The sequence below is a fragment of the Pandoraea sp. NPDC087047 genome (assembly GCF_044745225.1).
In the GTDB taxonomy this organism is placed as follows: Bacteria; Pseudomonadota; Gammaproteobacteria; order Burkholderiales; family Burkholderiaceae; genus Pandoraea.
This window is the reverse complement of sequence record NZ_JBIUZU010000002.1, coordinates 215,625-231,712: the sequence shown is the minus strand read 5'-3', so window position 1 is coordinate 231,712 and position 16,088 is coordinate 215,625. Positions and strand designations below refer to the sequence as shown.

The following is a 16,088-nucleotide window of genomic DNA, read 5'->3' as shown; positions in this document are numbered from 1 at the left end:
GCGTCAACGCGGGCGGTGGCGTTTTGGCCGAGTCCGCCTGTGACCAGCAGCACGATAATTCTCGCTTTCGCCCTCATGCTGATCGTCGAGGGATTGTTTCCGTTTGTCGCACCGGACCGGTGGCGGCAAAGTTTTCGTAAAATAACGGAAATGCCGTCCGGCCAGATTCGCTTCTTCGGCCTGGCCGCCGTCTTGCTGGGGCTGATTCTGATGCTGCTGGCCGATTACTAAAAGGCGCATTTGCGCGCCGTCTGAATTCCGAAATACCCATGCCGAACTGGCTACTCCCCGAAAATATCGCCGACGTGCTGCCGTCCGAGGCGCGCAAGATCGAAGATCTGCGCCGACTCATGCTCGATCGCTTCCGTACCTACGGCTACGAACTCGTGATGCCGCCGATGCTCGAGTACGTCGAGTCGCTGCTGACCGGCACCGGCCATGACCTCGATCTGCGCACGTTCAAGCTCGTCGATCAGCTCTCGGGACGCACGATGGGCCTGCGCGCGGACATCACGCCGCAGATCGCCCGTATCGACGCCCACTTGCTCAACCGCAAGGGCGTGACGCGTTTGTGCTATGCCGGGAGCGTGCTGTTCACGCGCCCGCGTAATCTGCTGGCCACGCGTGAGCCGTTCCAGATCGGTGCTGAAATCTTCGGGCACAGTGGGCTGGAAGCCGATCTCGAAATTCAGGAACTGCTGCTGTTCTGCCTGCAATTGGCCGGCCTCAAGCAAATCCGCATCGACCTTTGCCACGCAGGCGTGCTCGAAGCGTTGCTCGAAGGGGTGCCTGCTGCCGAAGCTATCGAGAGCCAGTTGTTCGGGGCGCTTGCGACCAAGGACGTGCCGCAGCTCGAAGCGCTGACGCGCGATCTTCCGGCCCATGTGCGCGATGCGCTGCTGAGCTTGACCACGTTGTATGGTGAGCCGGCCGACACGCTCGCACGTGCGCGCAAGGCCCTGCCGGATCTGCCGGGCGTGAAGGCTGCGCTGGACGATCTGGCCTATCTGGCGGCGTCGCAGAGCAAGGACGGCCCGGCCGTGCTGTCGATCGATCTGGCGGATCTGCGCGGGTACCAGTACCACAGCGGCGTGATGTTCGCTGCATACGTCGACGGCATTCCTAACGCGATTGCGCGCGGTGGCCGTTACGACAAGGTCGGGCAGGCGTTCGGTCGCGATCGTCCGGCAACCGGTTTTTCGCTCGATTTGCGGGAGTTGGCCGCCATTTCGCCGGTCGAAGCCCGTAGTAACGCGATTTTGGCGCCGGCGGACGACGTTCCGGGGTTGCGAGCCAAGATCGACAGCCTGCGCGACGCGGGCGAGGTGGTCATCCGCATGCTGCCGGGCCACGATCAGGATTTCGAGGAATTCACGGGAGACCGTGTGCTCGTTGAAAAAGACGGCCAGTGGGTCGTTACGCCCCGGTGATGCGCTGAAAAAAGCGGCACTCGCCTGCGCCAACACGGGTAGAATACGTTTTTAACCAAACCAACTATTGTTATGTCCGGCAATGCTTTGAATCAGGGACGCAACGTCGTCGTTATCGGAACCCAATGGGGCGACGAAGGCAAGGGTAAGGTCGTCGATTGGCTGACCGATCACGCGCAAGGCGTGGTGCGTTTCCAAGGGGGACACAACGCCGGACATACGCTCATCATCGGTGGCAAGAAGACGATCCTGCGCCTGATCCCGTCGGGCATCATGCACAAGAATGTGAAGTGCTACATCGGCAACGGTGTGGTGCTGTCGCCCGAAGCTCTGTTCAAGGAAATTGGTGAGTTGGAAAGCGCCGGGCTCGACGTGTGTGGCCGTCTGCGCATTTCCGAAGCGTGCACCTTGATTCTCCCGTACCACATTGCCATCGACAAGGCGCGCGAAGTGCGTCGCGGCGCGAGCAAGATCGGCACGACCGGTCGCGGCATTGGTCCGGCCTACGAAGACAAGGTCGGTCGCCGTGCACTGCGTGTGCAGGATCTGCTCGATCCGAAGGCATTTGCCGAACGTCTGCGCGAAAACCTCGATTATCACAACTTCGTCCTGACGCAATATCTGGGCGCGGAGGCTGTCGATTTCCAGGAAACGCTTGGTACCATGCTGAGCTACGCCGAGCGCCTGAGTCCGATGATTGCAGACGTGTCGCAAGAGCTCTACGCGGTCAATAAGGAAGGCAAGAATCTGCTGTTCGAAGGCGCGCAAGGCACGCTGCTCGACATCGACCACGGTACGTATCCGTTCGTGACCAGCAGCAACTGCGTGGCAGGTGCGGCGTCGGCTGGTGCCGGCGTGGGTCCGCAACAGCTGCATTATGTGCTGGGCATCACCAAGGCATATTGCACACGCGTTGGTGCCGGTCCGTTCCCGAGCGAACTGTACGATGCGGACAATCCCGCACGTCAGGAAGCCATTGGCCTGCAACTGGCAACGGTCGGCAAGGAATTCGGTTCCGTGACGGGCCGTCCGCGTCGTACGGGTTGGATGGATGCCGCCGCACTCAAGCGCTCGATCCAGATTAACGGTGTCACGGGCCTGTGCATGACGAAGCTCGACGTGCTCGACGGTCTCGAAACCGTTCGTCTGTGCGTGGGTTATGAGTTCGATGGCAAGTCGGTCGACATCCTTCCGCCTGGCGCTGTCGACGTGGCACGCTGCGTGCCGATCTACGAGAATTTCAAGGGCTGGGATAAAAGCACGGTCGGTGTGACGTCGTGGGATAAACTGCCGCTCGAGGCGCAGGCATACCTGAAGCGTATCGAGGAAGTGAGCGGTATTCCGATCGATATGGTGTCGACTGGCCCGGACCGTGACGAAACGATCCTTTTGCGTCATCCCTTCAAGAACTGAAAAACAGCACGACTGGCAAGACAACCATGAATCAGCCCCAAAACGACGATAAGAACCTCTGGGTCTCGTGGGACGAATACCATCGATTGATCGAGCGCCTGGCGCTCAAGGTCTATGAGTCCAACTGGAAGTTCGACAAGATCCTGTGTCTGGCCCGTGGTGGCTTGCGTGTGGGCGATCAGCTCGCACGTATCTACGACGTACCGCTCGCGATTCTGGCGACGAGTTCGTATCGTGAAGCCGAAGGCACCGTTCGTGGTGATCTCGACATCGCCCAGTACATCACCATCACGCGCGGCGAGCTGGAAGGCCGCGTGCTGCTGGTCGACGATCTGGTCGATTCGGGCGTGACGCTTGAGCGCGTTGGCAAGCACCTTAAGGAGCGTTTTCCGAAGGTGACGGACGTGCGCTCGGCAGTGCTGTGGCACAAGGCCTGTTCGAAGGTCGCGCCCGATTACGCGGTTGATTTCCTGGCGACGAATCCGTGGATTCACCAGCCGTTCGAAGAGTACGACACGCTGAGTCCGCACAATCTCGCGGCGTGGATCAAGCGTGGTACCTGAGTGGTTCTGATGCATCCGGGTGTGCGGTAAGCGCATCCGGGCATTGGCAGGCGGTGGCATCGCAAGATGCACCGCCTGTTTTGTTTTGGTGGTTTGTATTTGCGTGGTGATGGGGCACAGGGCACAGGGATTCTCTGATCGTGCCGGGAATATTGGCGTGCCGCGAGTACTTGGTGGTTTTCGCGCTGTTGGCGCCCGGGTATGCAGAGCATGAGAGCGGCAGGTGTGCTGAGGTATGACGGATATGTCGCGGGTTTCGTCAGGTGAGGCATTAAACAGGCAATTCCCCCTTTACTTGACGCTTCGTCGAGCCTCGCCATGTGGTCTGATGCGGTATCGCTTTCCGTCAATTGCGCATCTCGTGCCTGCCACTTCGTCATGATTCGGTCGTTTCGTTTCTTCCTCGTGATTTGCGCCGTGTGGCTCGCGAGTGTGCTGGCTTTGGCCAGCACATCGACTTTCGCGGCGTCGGCCGTGGCGGGTGTGCGCACGGGGCATGGCCTGCGGTACGTCCATGTGACGAATCAGACGTCGATGGCCAAGGCCAAGCTGGCCGCGCTGGAGCGCTGTAGAACGCAATTGGCCTCCGGCAGCCGGGGCGCACGATGCGACGTGCTGATGGCGGGCAACGGTCCCGCGTACTGGGCGGTTGTCCACGCCAGCAATGGCGAAGTCGGGGTCGCGCTTGGCGACACGCAGGAATCTGCCCTGCAGGACGCCTTTGTCGTCTGTGAGCGAGGCGGCCAATGTGCGATGGAGGGGGCGCAGGTCTGGTTCGACAACGGTCAGCGACCGGGGAAGCGGTTGCCGCCGCCTAAAGCGGCTCAGGCTGCACCTACGCAGTGTCGAATACCCACCGGGCGGGTGGTACGCATGCAGACGCAATGCGTCAACGGCGAGTGCGTACGGACCTTCGAGAACGGTTGCACGGTTCGGTTCCAGGCGGCTCGTTGCCTGGACAAAGAGACGAACAGCTATGTATGGCGACCGAACGGCTGCGACGACGACGGTTGATACGGCAGACGCTGCGGTCTTTCGACTGCGTCGCTTATCGCCATCATGAAAGCAAAAACGGGCGCCAGCTTACGCTGGGCGCCCGTTTTCTTATAGATGATGCAGAAGAAACGTCAGCTAGCCGACATACCGCTATGGCGCAGCAGGGCGTCGACTTGCGGCGCACGGCCACGGAATGCGATAAACGACTCCATCGCCTTGCGACTGCCGCCCACCGCGAGAATTTCATCGCGATAGCGGGTACCCGTCGCCGTATCCAATACCGAGCCGGTCACCTGGGCAGCTTCTTCGAAAGCTGCATACGCATCTGCCGACAGCACCTCGGCCCACTTGTAGCTGTAATACCCTGCCGCGTAACCGCCGGCAAAGATGTGGCTGAACGTGTTGGGCCAGCGCGAGAATTCCGCTTGCGGTGTGACATGCAGACGATCGTTGATACGACGCGAAACCTCGAGCACCGATTCCTTGCCATGCGGGTCGAAATCGTAGTGTAGATGCATGTCGAAGTCCGAGAAGACTAATTGACGCAGCATCATCAGACCGCTCTGGAAGTTACGCGCGGCAATCATCTTGTCGAACAGCTCGCGCGGCAGCGCTGCACCGGTATCGACGTGAGCCGTCATGTGCTCGAGAACATCCCATTCCCAGCAGAAGTTCTCCATGAACTGCGACGGCAGTTCGACAGCATCCCACTCCACTCCGTTGATGCCCGCGACCCCGGCATCTTCCACTTGCGTGAGCATGTGATGCAGGCCGTGACCGAACTCGTGGAACAACGTGATCACGTCGTCATGAGGCAGCAGGGCGGGCTTTTCGCCCACCGGCGGCGGGAAGTTGCACACGAGGTAGGCGACCGGCGTTTGCAGCGCGCCGTCATGCAGACGCTTGCGCGTGCGGGCACTGTCCATCCACGCACCGCCGCGTTTGCCTTCACGAGCGAACAGATCCATGTAGAACTGCGCGACCAGCTCACCATCGCGCTCAATGCGGAAGAAGCGCACGTCCGGATGCCACGTCTCGGCCTCTTGGGGACGAATCGTGACGCCGAACAGGGTACCGGCGACCCGGAACAGGCCGTCCAGCACCTTGGGCAATGGGAAATACTGACGCACTTCCGTTTCCGAAAACGCATATCGTTGCTGGCGCAGCTTCTCCGAAGCGTAAGCGGTATCCCACGGTTGCAGCTTCTCGATGCCCAGCGACTTGGCCGCGAACGCTTGCAATTCTTCCCAGTCTTGCTCCGCGTACGGACGTGCGCGGCGCGCAAGGTCTTCGAGGAATTCGAGCACTTGGGCGGGCGATTCGGCCATCTTGGGTTCGAGCGACACTTCGGCGTAGTTCTTGAAGCCCAGCATCTGCGCTTCTTCGCGACGCAATGCCAGTTGTTCGACCACGATTCCCGTGTTGTCCCAGTCGGCCTCGCCATCGCCGAATTGCGGGCCGAGTTCCGACGCGCGGGTGACATTGGCGCGATAGAGTTTTTCGCGCAGTGCGCGGTTATCCGCATACTGCAACACGGGGAAGTATGACGGGAAGTGCAACGTGAATTTCCAGCCTTCCATGCCATCGCGTTCGGCTGCGGCGCGCGCTGCCGCCTTGTCATCGTCGGGCAGGCCGGCGATTTCCTTCTCGTCGGTCACGACAAGCGAGAACTTGTTGGTGGCGTCGAGCACGTGATCCGAGAAATTCTTGGCCAGGTTGGCCTGCGCTTCCTGAATCTCGGCAAATCGCGGCTTCTGATCTTCCGGGAGTTCTGCACCGCCCAGACGAAAACCGCGCATCTCGTTATCGAGGATCTTCTTGCGGGCGGCCGAAAGACCGGAAAATTCCGGGCCGGCGGCAATCGCCTTGTACTTTTCGAACAGTGCCAGATTTTGCCCGACGCTCGCCGAGAACTCTGTCACACGCGGCAGGTTGTCGCTGTAAGCCGCGCGCAACGCTGGCGTGTCGGCAACAGCGTTCAGGTGTCCGATGATTTCCCAGGCGCGGCCCAGGCCTTCGGTGCCATCTTCCACCGCGTCGAGAATATTGGCCCAGGTCGCCGGCGTGGCAGAATCCGCTGCGCGGTCGACCGCCGCCCGCGCCTGCTCCAGCAGCACGTCAATCGCAGGCGTTACGTGTTCGGGACGGATGTCGGCAAAGCGGGGAAGTCCTTCGATGTCGAGCAGAGGATTGGTTTGCGGCGTATTCATGCGTTCGTTATCCACTTGAAGGGGCTTACGAAGAGTGTGGGGGCAACCTGTCGAATTTTCCAGTCGTTTTTTTCAACCGGATCGATTGGCGTTCCCGAAGGTGAAAATTCCGGCAAAGCCTTGTGCCGCCTTGATTGGCGCGGCATCGAGCGGGAAGGGGGGCGAGACAGCGTGGGGAAGGGCCGGCAAAGCGGCCCGTTTTGTCACTCGGCACAGACGCGATTTTCGGGATAGTCCGACGCCGGCATCAGGCATTTCGCTGGATTTTTCGGCGCCGACCCATGAATGACAAGGGCGCGCATGACCCGACGGGCCGTGCGCGCCCTGTGTGAAGGCGAAGCGTGCTGCGCTCGGGGGATCGGTAGTCGATCAGCCCAGCGTACGTTCCGCCGCTTCGATGGTGTTGACGAGCAGCATGGTGATGGTCATCGGGCCGACGCCGCCCGGCACCGGGGTGATGAAGCCTGCCACTTCCTTGACGCCGCGGAAGTCTACGTCGCCACACAGCTTGCCCTCGTCGTCGCGATTCATGCCGACGTCGATCACGGCCGCGCCCGGTTTGACCATGTCCGCGGTCACGATATTGCGCTTGCCCACAGCCGCAACGATCACGTCGGCGTTACGCGTGTGAGCCGCCAGATCGCGGGTCTTGCTATTGCAGATCGTGACGGTGGCGCCGGCTTGAAGCAGCATCATCGCCATGGGCTTGCCCACGATATTCGACGCGCCGATCACTACGGCGACGGCGCCACGCAGCGGGAATTCCACCGACTCGAGCATCTTCATGCAGCCGTACGGCGTGCACGGGCGGAACAGCGGTGCACCGGTCATCAGGGCGCCGGCATTCGAGACGTGAAAGCCGTCGACATCTTTCTCCGGCGCAATCGCTTCGAGCACCTTGTGGCTGTCGATATGCTTGGGCAGCGGCAGTTGCACCAGGATGCCGTTGATTTTCGGATCGCGATTCAGTTCATCGATGCGCGCGAGGAGGTCACGCTCAGACAGGTCGGCCGGGTAGCGGTCGAGCGACGAATACAGGCCGTTGTCTTCACAGGCTTTGACTTTATTGCGCACATACACCTGACTGGCCGGGTCTTCGCCGACCAAAACCACGGCGAGGCCGGGTTGGTGGCCGCGGGCGGTGAGGGCGGCGGCGCGCGTGGCAACTTCGGCGCGAATGCGTTTGGCGAGGGCGTTGCCGTCGATGAGGGTGGCGGTCATGATGCGTGGATATCGTATGAAGGAAGGGGGCTGGCCCAAGGGGCCGGATACGGCAGCGCCGGTCAGGCGGGTGACGAGCGCAAAGACCGTATTATAACGGGCCACCGACGCACACGGGAGGGGCAGGGTGTCTCGCGTGGAGACGCCACGGCGACGCCGTGGAGGGGGCGACCGGCAATCCAGCCGCCGGTCGGGGCTCGGTAATCAGGCGCCCCTCATGAACGAGCGGGGCGCCTGCGAATGCCTGCAAGTCTCTACGGCAGGCTCAGGGGCGAGGCGATCCGCTTGAGCGCTTCGACAACGCCAGACGGAGCAGATCGGCAACGGTATTGACGTTGAGCTTCTCCATGATATTGGCGCGGTGCGCCTCGACGGTCTTGATGCTGATGCCAAGGTCGTCGGCAATCTGTTTGTTCAGGCGACCGGCAATGATGCGCTCCAGCACTTGATGCTCGCGGCTCGTCAGTTTCCTGAGCAACTCCTCGGCAGCCTGCTGTTCACGATGACTGCTGGCCTCCTGACGGGCCTTGGACAGCATCTTTTCGACTTGCAGGCGAAGTTCGGCTTCATCGAACGGTTTTTCGATGAAGTCCATGGCACCTTTCTTCATCGTCTCGACGGCCATCGGCACGTCGCCGTGACCGGTCACGAAGATGATCGGGAGGTTGATGTTTCGCTCGATCAGCGCGTCCTGAAGTTCCAGGCCGCTCATGCCTGGCATGCGAACGTCGAGAATCAGGCAGCCGACCAGATTGCTTGGTCGATGACTCTGGGTGACGTCGGCGCAGTACTGAAGAAAATCGTCTGCACTGCCAAACCCTCGCACGTGATAACCATTGGCTTCGAGAAGCCAGCGAAGCGAGTCGCGGACTGCTTCGTCGTCATCAACAACGAAGACAGTTTCTTGATCGATATTAATATTGGGTGTCGTCATAGTCCTCCCCCGGATCCGGATGTCGTATCGCTTTCTAACGGTAACAGAATACAAAAAGTACAACCATTCCGCACGCCGTCGATTTCATTGTTTTCTACCCACAGACGGCCGTGATGCGATTCGATGATCGAACGGCAGATATTCAGGCCCATGCCCATGCCATCCGATTTGGTGCTAAAGAACGGTTCAAACAATCGTTCGATAGTTGCTTCGTCGACACCGGGTCCATGATCGGACACCTGGAATTCGACAGATTTGTCTCGCCGTTCCACATGCAGGCGCACTGTCGGGTCACGTCGCTGACCGGGAGGCGGCGTATAGCCGTGCATGGCTTCGGCGGCGTTCTTGAGCAGGTTCATGAGCACCTGTTCGATGAGCACGGGGTCGACGTTGATTTGTGGCAGTCCTGCCGGAAGCTCGGTGACGATGCGAATGCGCCGTTTGCGCGCTTCGATCTCGGCCAGGCCAACTGCATCTGCGACGATCTCATAAATCGATGACGGTTGACGCTTCGGTTCGCTACGCTTCACGAACGCGCGAATCCGCTTGATGATCATGCCCGCACGGACAGCTTGTTGCGAGGTTTTTTCAAGCGCCGGTAGCAGCGTTTCCGGAGAAGTACGGCCCGCGCGGACCAGCGCCGCAGTGCCCATGCAGTAGTTGTTGATGGCCGCGAGCGGCTGGTTCAGTTCGTGAGCGAGCGACGAGGCCATCTCGCCCATGGTCGTCAGACGCCCCGTAAATTGCAGTCGTTCTTCTTCCTGACGGGCCAGCTCTTCCGCATGACGGCGCGCCGTAATGTCCGTGGCAACCTGCAACTGTGCCAGATGGCCGTCGACCCACTGAATGTATTGGCGTCGGACTTCGAACCATTTCTGGTGAGTCGGCAGGTAAATCTCCTGCGTTTCCGCGGCCGTGTCCGTCAGTGAGGCGGCCGGCAGCCCCGCGAAGGCGTCGACCATGTCGATGTGGTCGAGCGACGTTGGCGAAAGCTCGCCACCGCCCGACAACTCCAGGTGACCTTCGGGGCGTGTGCCGAACAATTGTCGGTAATAGCGGTTCGCGAAGAGCAGTTCCGCCTTGTCGACGGCAAGGACCGACACCGATGCATCGAGACTTTCCAGCACGGTCGTGAACCGCTCGTGGGCTGCGGCGAGTTCCTCGCGCGCCCGCTTGGGCTCACTGATGTCGGTCAGCGACGACATCCAGCCCGTCTGGCGCCCGTGTGCATCCACGAGCGGCGAAACGAACATGCGCGCGTAGAAAATCGTGCCGTCCTTGCGTTGCACGCGGATTTCGAAGCCGTGCGACGGCGCCTTGCCGCGCAGCGTCATGTCGATGCGACGCTGCATTTCGTGAATATCGTCTTTCGGCCAGTAAGGATAGGGCGGCGCGCGGTTCATGAGATCCGGCTCGTCCCAGCCCGTCATCCGGCAAAACGCCGGGTTTACATAAGTGATGTGGCCCTGAAGGTCGAGCACCCGCATGCCGATCACGATGGAGTTTTCCATCGCCCGCCGGAACGACGTCTCGTTAAAAAGCGCCTGCTGTGCCTCGAATCGCTGGCGTGTGTGCCGCCAGAGACTCCAGAGACTCCAGAGAACGAAGCACGACAACCCGGCGATCAGCCAGACCAGCGTGTTGTTGACGAAATTGCCGACTGCCGGATAGGAATAGATGCGCACCGCCAGACTATGTCCGGGCGGATCGAGCAACAGTTCGTAAGACACATCGCGAGGCAATGGCGGTCGTGTCGATGTCGTCGCCAGTTCATTGTTGTGGGTGTCGATGAACGACACCTTGAACTTGTCGCCGAGCTCCTGTGGCAATTCGTGGATCAGCAGCCCCTCTACTGAATACACCGCGCTGATCGTGCCGAGGAATTCGCGCTCGCGCAGCACGGGCACCTGCACGACGATATAGCTCGCGCCCGAGGCGTCGTAGATCAGAGTGGAATAGGCCGATCGGCGGGAATCGCGGGCCGCGCGAAACGCCACCAATAGTTCGTCCTCCATCGGATGTTGCGCCGAGCCCTGCAAGCGAGAGGCGAACGGGGAGTCGGCCGGGACCGACCATTTCGGTCTTTGCGAGGCGTCGAGCCAGTTCATGAAGACGATGTCCGCATGATTCTGCATCAACTCGCTCGCCGTGTTCTGGAAGTGAGCGATGTCCTGTGGCTTGGCCGCCGTGTCGCGCGCAAGGGAACTGATCTGGTCCTGAATGGCCAGCATATTCAGACGGATCTGCTGCTGCGCCCACGCGACGTTCCGGTAAAGCGTGTCCTGTTGCTGCTCCGTCTCCCGGCGATTCAGGCTCCACAGAATCAGACTCATCACCACGAGGAAGATCACAATGGAGACGAGCGGCACCAGCAAGTAGTAGTGCGACTCCGCGAACCCCTGCAACCAACGGTTGGAGCGGGCAGGCGTAGCTGAGGACCGGGACGGCGGGGAGGAGTTTGCGAGGCGTGGCGAAAGCATGGCGAGATTGTAGCTCAGGCCGACCGGTTTCCCGCTGCTGTAGTCTGTTGTGGACTGCTTTTCGGAACTGTCCGATCTTTTCGGTAAGACGGCCGCTCATTGTGCAACTGAGACCGAGCGGTACGACTGGGGATCGTGCTCTGATGATGTCGGCAACCCCTTGATTTTATGTGCACTGCAACAGAATTCCGTATTGTGAAAATTGCTATCGTAATCTGAAATTTCGCTTGCGAAGGCAGGAATATCCTTCGTACAATGCCCCGGTAAAAATGCCGGTAGGCCCGTCCATGAAGCGGGTATCGACCATTACGCCAACCCGCTAACGACAGACAAGGAGACACCATGTCCGCCGTACCTGAAGAAGCCCTGAAGATCGTATCCCCTGCGGACGCCGATCCCCAAGAAACGCAAGAATGGCTGGCCTCGCTCGAAGGCGTGCTGGCGGCCGAAGGCCCGGAGCGCGCTCACTACCTGCTTGAAAAGTTGATCGAATTCGCCCGCATCAACGGCGAACATCTCCCGTTCTCGGCTAACACCCCCTACATCAACACCATCCCCGTCGAACAGCAGGCCCGTATCCCGGGCGATCAGGATGTCGAGCACAAGATCCGCTCGTACACCCGCTGGAACGCGATCGCGATGGTGCTGCGTGCCGGCAAGGACACGAACGTCGGCGGTCACATCGCCTCGTTTGCCTCGGCCGCAACGCTTTACGACGTCGGTTTCAACCACTTCTGGCATGCCCCGTCCGAGAAACACGGTGGCGATCTTGTCTTCGTGCAGGGGCACTCGTCGCCGGGCGTGTACAGCCGTGCGTTCCTGCTGGGCCGTCTGGAAATGACGCAGCTCGAGAACTTCCGTCAGGAAGTGGACGGCGGCGGTCTTTCGTCGTACCCGCACCCGTGGCTGATGCCGGACTTCTGGCAATTCCCGACGGTGTCGATGGGCCTCGGTCCGATCATGGCGATCTACCAGGCGCGCTTCATGAAGTACCTCGAGTCGCGCACCATTGTGAAGACCGAAGGCCGCAAGGTCTGGGCCTTCCTCGGCGACGGCGAAACGGATGAGCCGGAATCGCTGGGCGCTATCGGCATGGCCGGTCGCGAGCAGTTGGACAACCTCGTGTTCGTGATCAACTGTAACCTGCAGCGCCTCGACGGGCCGGTGCGCGGTAACGGCAAGATCATTCAGGAACTCGAATCGGAATTCCGCGGTGCCGGCTGGAATGTCATCAAGGTGATTTGGGGCAGCCGTTGGGATTCGCTGCTCGCCCGCGACAAGCAGGGCCTGCTGATGAAGCGCATGATGGAGTGCGTGGACGGCGAGTATCAGACCTACAAGTCGAAGGATGGCGCCTACGTTCGCGAGAACTTCTTCAACACGCCGGCGCTGAAGGCCATGGTGGCCGACTGGTCCGACGAGGACATCTGGGCACTGAACCGCGGCGGTCACGATCCGCACAAGATCTACGCGGCCTATCAGTCGGCAACGACGCACAAGGGTCAGCCGACCGTCATTCTGGCCAAGACCATCAAGGGCTATGGCATGGGCGAGGCCGGTCAGGCCATGAACATCACCCACCAGCAGAAGAAGATGCCGGTGGAGTCGCTCAAGAAGTTCCGCGACCAGTTCAAGCTGCCGATCTCGGACGATCAGATTGCCGACGTGCCGTACCTGAAGTTCGACGAAGGCTCGAAGGAGCTGGAATACATGCGCGCACGCCGTATGGAGCTGGGTGGCTATCTGCCGCAGCGCCGTACCAAGGCGGCTTCGCTGCCGGTGCCCGCGCTGAACGCATTCGACGCGCTGCTCAAGGCAACCGCCGATGGCCGTGAGATTTCGACGACCATGGCGTTCGTGCGTATTCTCAACGTGCTGCTCAAGGACAAGGCGCTGGGTCAGCGCATTGTGCCGATCGTGCCGGACGAATCGCGTACCTTCGGTATGGAAGGTCTGTTCCGCCAGATCGGTATCTGGAGCCAGGTCGGCCAGCGTTACATCCCGCAGGATCAGGACCAGCTGATGTTCTACAAGGAATCTGAGAACGGTCAGATTCTGCAGGAAGGCATCAACGAAGCGGGTGGTATGTGCGACTGGATCGCCGCCGCAACGTCGTACTCGACGCACGGCGAGACGATGATCCCGTTCTACATCTTTTATTCGATGTTCGGCTTCCAGCGTATCGGCGATCTCGCCTGGGCCGCTGGCGACATGCGCGCTCGCGGTTTCCTCGTGGGCGGCACGGCCGGTCGTACGACCCTGAACGGCGAAGGTCTTCAGCACGAAGACGGTCACTCGCTGCTGTGGGCATCGTCGATCCCGAACTGCCTGCCGTACGATCCGACGTTCGCCTATGAACTCGCCGTGATCGTTCAGGACGGTCTGCGCCGCATGGTGCAGGATCAGGAAGATGTGTACTACTACCTGACCGTGATGAACGAAAACTACGCGCACCCGGCAATGCCGGAAGGCGTGGAGCAGGACATTCTGAAGGGTATGTATGCGTTCCGTCGCGGCACCGACAACAGCAAGGCACCGCGCGTGCAACTGCTGGGTTCGGGCACGATCTTCAACGAAGTGATCGCTGCCGCCGAAATGCTCAAGAACGATTGGGGTGTCGAATCGGATCTGTGGAGCTGCCCGAGCTTCACGGAACTGGCCCGCGAAGGCAACGACGTGGCGCGTCACAATCTGCTGCACCCGACCGAGACGGCCCGTTTGTCGCACGTCGAGAAGTGCCTTAACGATACGCGTGGTCCGGTCATCGCATCGACCGACTACATCCGTACGTACGCCGATCAGATTCGTCCGTTCGTTCGCGGTCGTTATGTGGTCCTCGGCACCGACGGTTATGGCCGCTCGGATACGCGAGAGAAGCTGCGTCACTTCTTCGAGGTGGATCGTAACTGGGTCACGGTCGCTGCCCTCAAGGCACTGGCAGACGAAGGCACGCTGCCGGCAAGCAAGGTTGCCGAAGCGATTGCCAAGTACAACCTGGATCCGAACAAACCCAACCCGATGACCGTCTAAAGGCCGCTGCGTGCGGTGAGCGCGCCTGTCAGCCGCCCCCCAGCGGCAGGCCGGCGCGTGCCGCATGTCACGCGCAGCCTCGAGGAGACTGTAGAAAATGAGTCAAGTGATCGAAGTGAAAGTCCCCGATATCGGTGACTTCAAGGACTTGCCCGTAATCGAAGTGCTGGTCAAGGCGGGCGACAAGATCGACGCCGAGCAGGCCCTGATCACGCTGGAATCGGACAAGGCCACGATGGATGTGCCGAGCCCGGCTGCGGGTGTCATCAAGGCACTGAGCCTGAAGGTCGGCGACGAGGTGTCCGAAGGCTCCCTGATTCTGACGCTCGAGACCGCGAACGGCTCGGGCGCGCAAGCCAACGGTGCCGCGGCACCGGCGGCGGTACCCGCTGCCGCGCCGCAAGCTGCGGCTCCGGCACCGGCTGCCGCAGCGCCGGCTGCTGCCCCGGCCGCCAGCGGTGGCACGAGCAAGATCGACGTGAAGGTGCCGGATATCGGCGGTTACGACGACGTGCCCGTGATCGAAGTGCTGGTCAAGGTGGGCGACACTGTCACCGCCGAGCAATCGCTCGTCACGCTGGAGTCGGACAAGGCATCGATGGATGTACCGAGCCCGGCCGCCGGCGTGGTGAAGGAACTGAAGGTCAAGGTCGGCGACAAGGTGTCCGAAGGTTCGCTGATCGTCGTGCTCGAAGGTGCTGCCGCGGCAGCACCGGCCAAGGCCGCAGCACCGGCGGCAGCACCCGCCCCGGCAGCCCAGAGCGCAGCGCCTGCGCCGGCACCTGCCGCAGCCCCGGCCCCGGTCGCTGCTGCCCCTGCAACTGCTGCCGCAGCAACGGGCACTCGGCCGATCAGCCACGCCAGCCCGTCGGTGCGCAAGTTCGCCCGCGAACTGGGCGTGGACGTCACGCAAGTGAAGGGCACCGGTCCGAAGGGCCGCGTGGTCGTCGATGATGTGCGCACCTTCATCAAGAGCGTACTCGCGGGCAATCGCCCGGCGGCTGCCGGTGCTGCACCGGCAGGTGGCGGCGAGCTGAACCTGCTGCCGTGGCCGAAGGTCGACTTCTCGAAGTACGGTCCGGTCGAGCCGAAGGCACTCTCGCGCATCAAGAAGATTTCGGGCGCGAACCTGCACCGCAACTGGGTCATGATCCCGCACGTCACGAACAACGACGAAGCGGATATCGGTGAGCTCGAAGCGTTCCGCGTGCAGTTGAACAAGGAAAACGAAAAGGCCGGCATCAAGGTCACGATGCTCGCATTCGTCATCAAGGCCTGCGTGCTGGCCCTGAAGAAATTCCCGACGTTCAACGCCAGCCTCGACGGCGACAACCTCGTCTTCAAGCAGTACTTCCACATTGGTTTCGCGGCTGATACGCCGAACGGCCTCGTTGTGCCGGTCGTTCGCGACGCGGACAAGAAGGGTGTGTTCGAGATCGCTCGCGAAACCTCGGAACTGGCAAAGCTCGCTCGCGAGGGCAAGCTCAAGCCGGATCAGATGCAAGGCGGTTGCTTCTCGATCTCGTCGCTCGGCGGTATCGGCGGCACGACCTTCACGCCGATCATCAACGCTCCGGAAGTGGCCATTCTCGGTCTGTCGCGTTCGTATCAGAAGCCGGTGTGGGATGAGGGCAAGCAACAGTTCCTGCCGCAACTGACACTGCCGCTGTCGCTGTCCTACGATCACCGCGTGATCGATGGTGCTGAGGCTGCGCGCTTCAACGCCTACCTGGGGCAATTGCTGGCGGACTTCCGTCGCGCAATGCTGTAATGGCAGGTGCCGCCGGCCGCGCGTGAGCGCGCTGGCGGCA

At 61.1% G+C, this 16,088-nt stretch carries 11 protein-coding genes; 7 read left to right on the top strand and 4 right to left on the bottom strand.

All coding sequences use genetic code 11. From position 1 onward, the window contains the following. Positions 1-39 precede the first annotated feature (39 nt). The 5 genes from ACIPHM_RS03705 to ACIPHM_RS03685 all read left to right on the top strand — a co-directional run bounded on the left by ACIPHM_RS03705 (position 40) and on the right by ACIPHM_RS03685 (position 4,420). Complete coding sequence (locus tag ACIPHM_RS03705) at positions 40-231, top strand: DUF2065 domain-containing protein (RefSeq protein ID WP_150668265.1); 192 nt, start codon at positions 40-42, stop codon at positions 229-231. Between the two features lie 38 nt (positions 232-269). Further along, a complete protein-coding gene (locus tag ACIPHM_RS03700) occupies positions 270-1,430 on the top strand; it encodes an ATP phosphoribosyltransferase regulatory subunit (RefSeq protein ID WP_400324677.1) in 1,161 nt (386 codons plus the stop codon). 72 nt (positions 1,431-1,502) lie between these two features. Further along, positions 1,503-2,843, top strand: coding sequence for an adenylosuccinate synthase (locus tag ACIPHM_RS03695; RefSeq protein ID WP_400324675.1), 1,341 nt, complete (start codon positions 1,503-1,505; stop codon positions 2,841-2,843). 26 nt (positions 2,844-2,869) lie between these two features. Next, positions 2,870-3,406: a phosphoribosyltransferase gene (locus tag ACIPHM_RS03690; protein WP_400324673.1), complete on the top strand. Its 537-nt coding sequence runs from the start codon at positions 2,870-2,872 to the stop codon at positions 3,404-3,406. 378 nt (positions 3,407-3,784) lie between these two features. After that, the gene (locus ACIPHM_RS03685; protein WP_400324671.1) at positions 3,785-4,420 is read left to right on the top strand and encodes a DUF4189 domain-containing protein; all 636 of its coding nucleotides are present in this window, start codon (positions 3,785-3,787) and stop codon (positions 4,418-4,420) included. Positions 4,421-4,533: 113 nt separating this feature from the next. Here ACIPHM_RS03685 and ACIPHM_RS03680 read toward each other — a convergent pair whose 3' ends face one another. From ACIPHM_RS03680 to ACIPHM_RS03665, 4 genes are all read right to left on the bottom strand, one after another. Then, on the bottom strand, positions 4,534-6,612 hold the full coding sequence (locus ACIPHM_RS03680) for a M3 family metallopeptidase (RefSeq protein WP_400324669.1): 2,079 nt from the start codon (positions 6,610-6,612) through the stop codon (positions 4,534-4,536). A 369-nt stretch (positions 6,613-6,981) separates the two neighbouring features. Then, positions 6,982-7,833 (bottom strand): bifunctional methylenetetrahydrofolate dehydrogenase/methenyltetrahydrofolate cyclohydrolase FolD, encoded by an 852-nt coding sequence (gene folD, locus ACIPHM_RS03675; RefSeq protein ID WP_400324667.1) that lies wholly within the window; start codon positions 7,831-7,833, stop codon positions 6,982-6,984. Positions 7,834-8,098: 265 nt separating this feature from the next. Then, entirely contained in the window at positions 8,099-8,767 is a 669-nt protein-coding gene (locus tag ACIPHM_RS03670; RefSeq protein ID WP_400324665.1) for a response regulator transcription factor, read from the bottom strand. Next, positions 8,764-11,247, bottom strand: a complete 2,484-nt coding sequence (locus ACIPHM_RS03665; protein ID WP_400324663.1) for a PAS domain S-box protein — start codon at positions 11,245-11,247, stop codon at positions 8,764-8,766. The genes ACIPHM_RS03670 and ACIPHM_RS03665 overlap by 4 nt, the downstream gene beginning before the upstream one ends. Positions 11,248-11,589: 342 nt before the next feature. Between ACIPHM_RS03665 and aceE the strand changes: the two genes are divergently transcribed. Next, positions 11,590-14,277 carry a pyruvate dehydrogenase (acetyl-transferring), homodimeric type gene (gene aceE, locus ACIPHM_RS03660; protein WP_400324661.1) on the top strand — a complete coding sequence of 896 codons (2,688 nt, stop codon included), beginning with the start codon at positions 11,590-11,592 and terminating at the stop codon, positions 14,275-14,277. Positions 14,278-14,374: 97 nt separating this feature from the next. Then, complete coding sequence (aceF, locus tag ACIPHM_RS03655; protein WP_400324659.1) at positions 14,375-16,048, top strand: dihydrolipoyllysine-residue acetyltransferase; 1,674 nt, start codon at positions 14,375-14,377, stop codon at positions 16,046-16,048. The last annotated feature ends 40 nt before the right edge of the window (positions 16,049-16,088 follow it).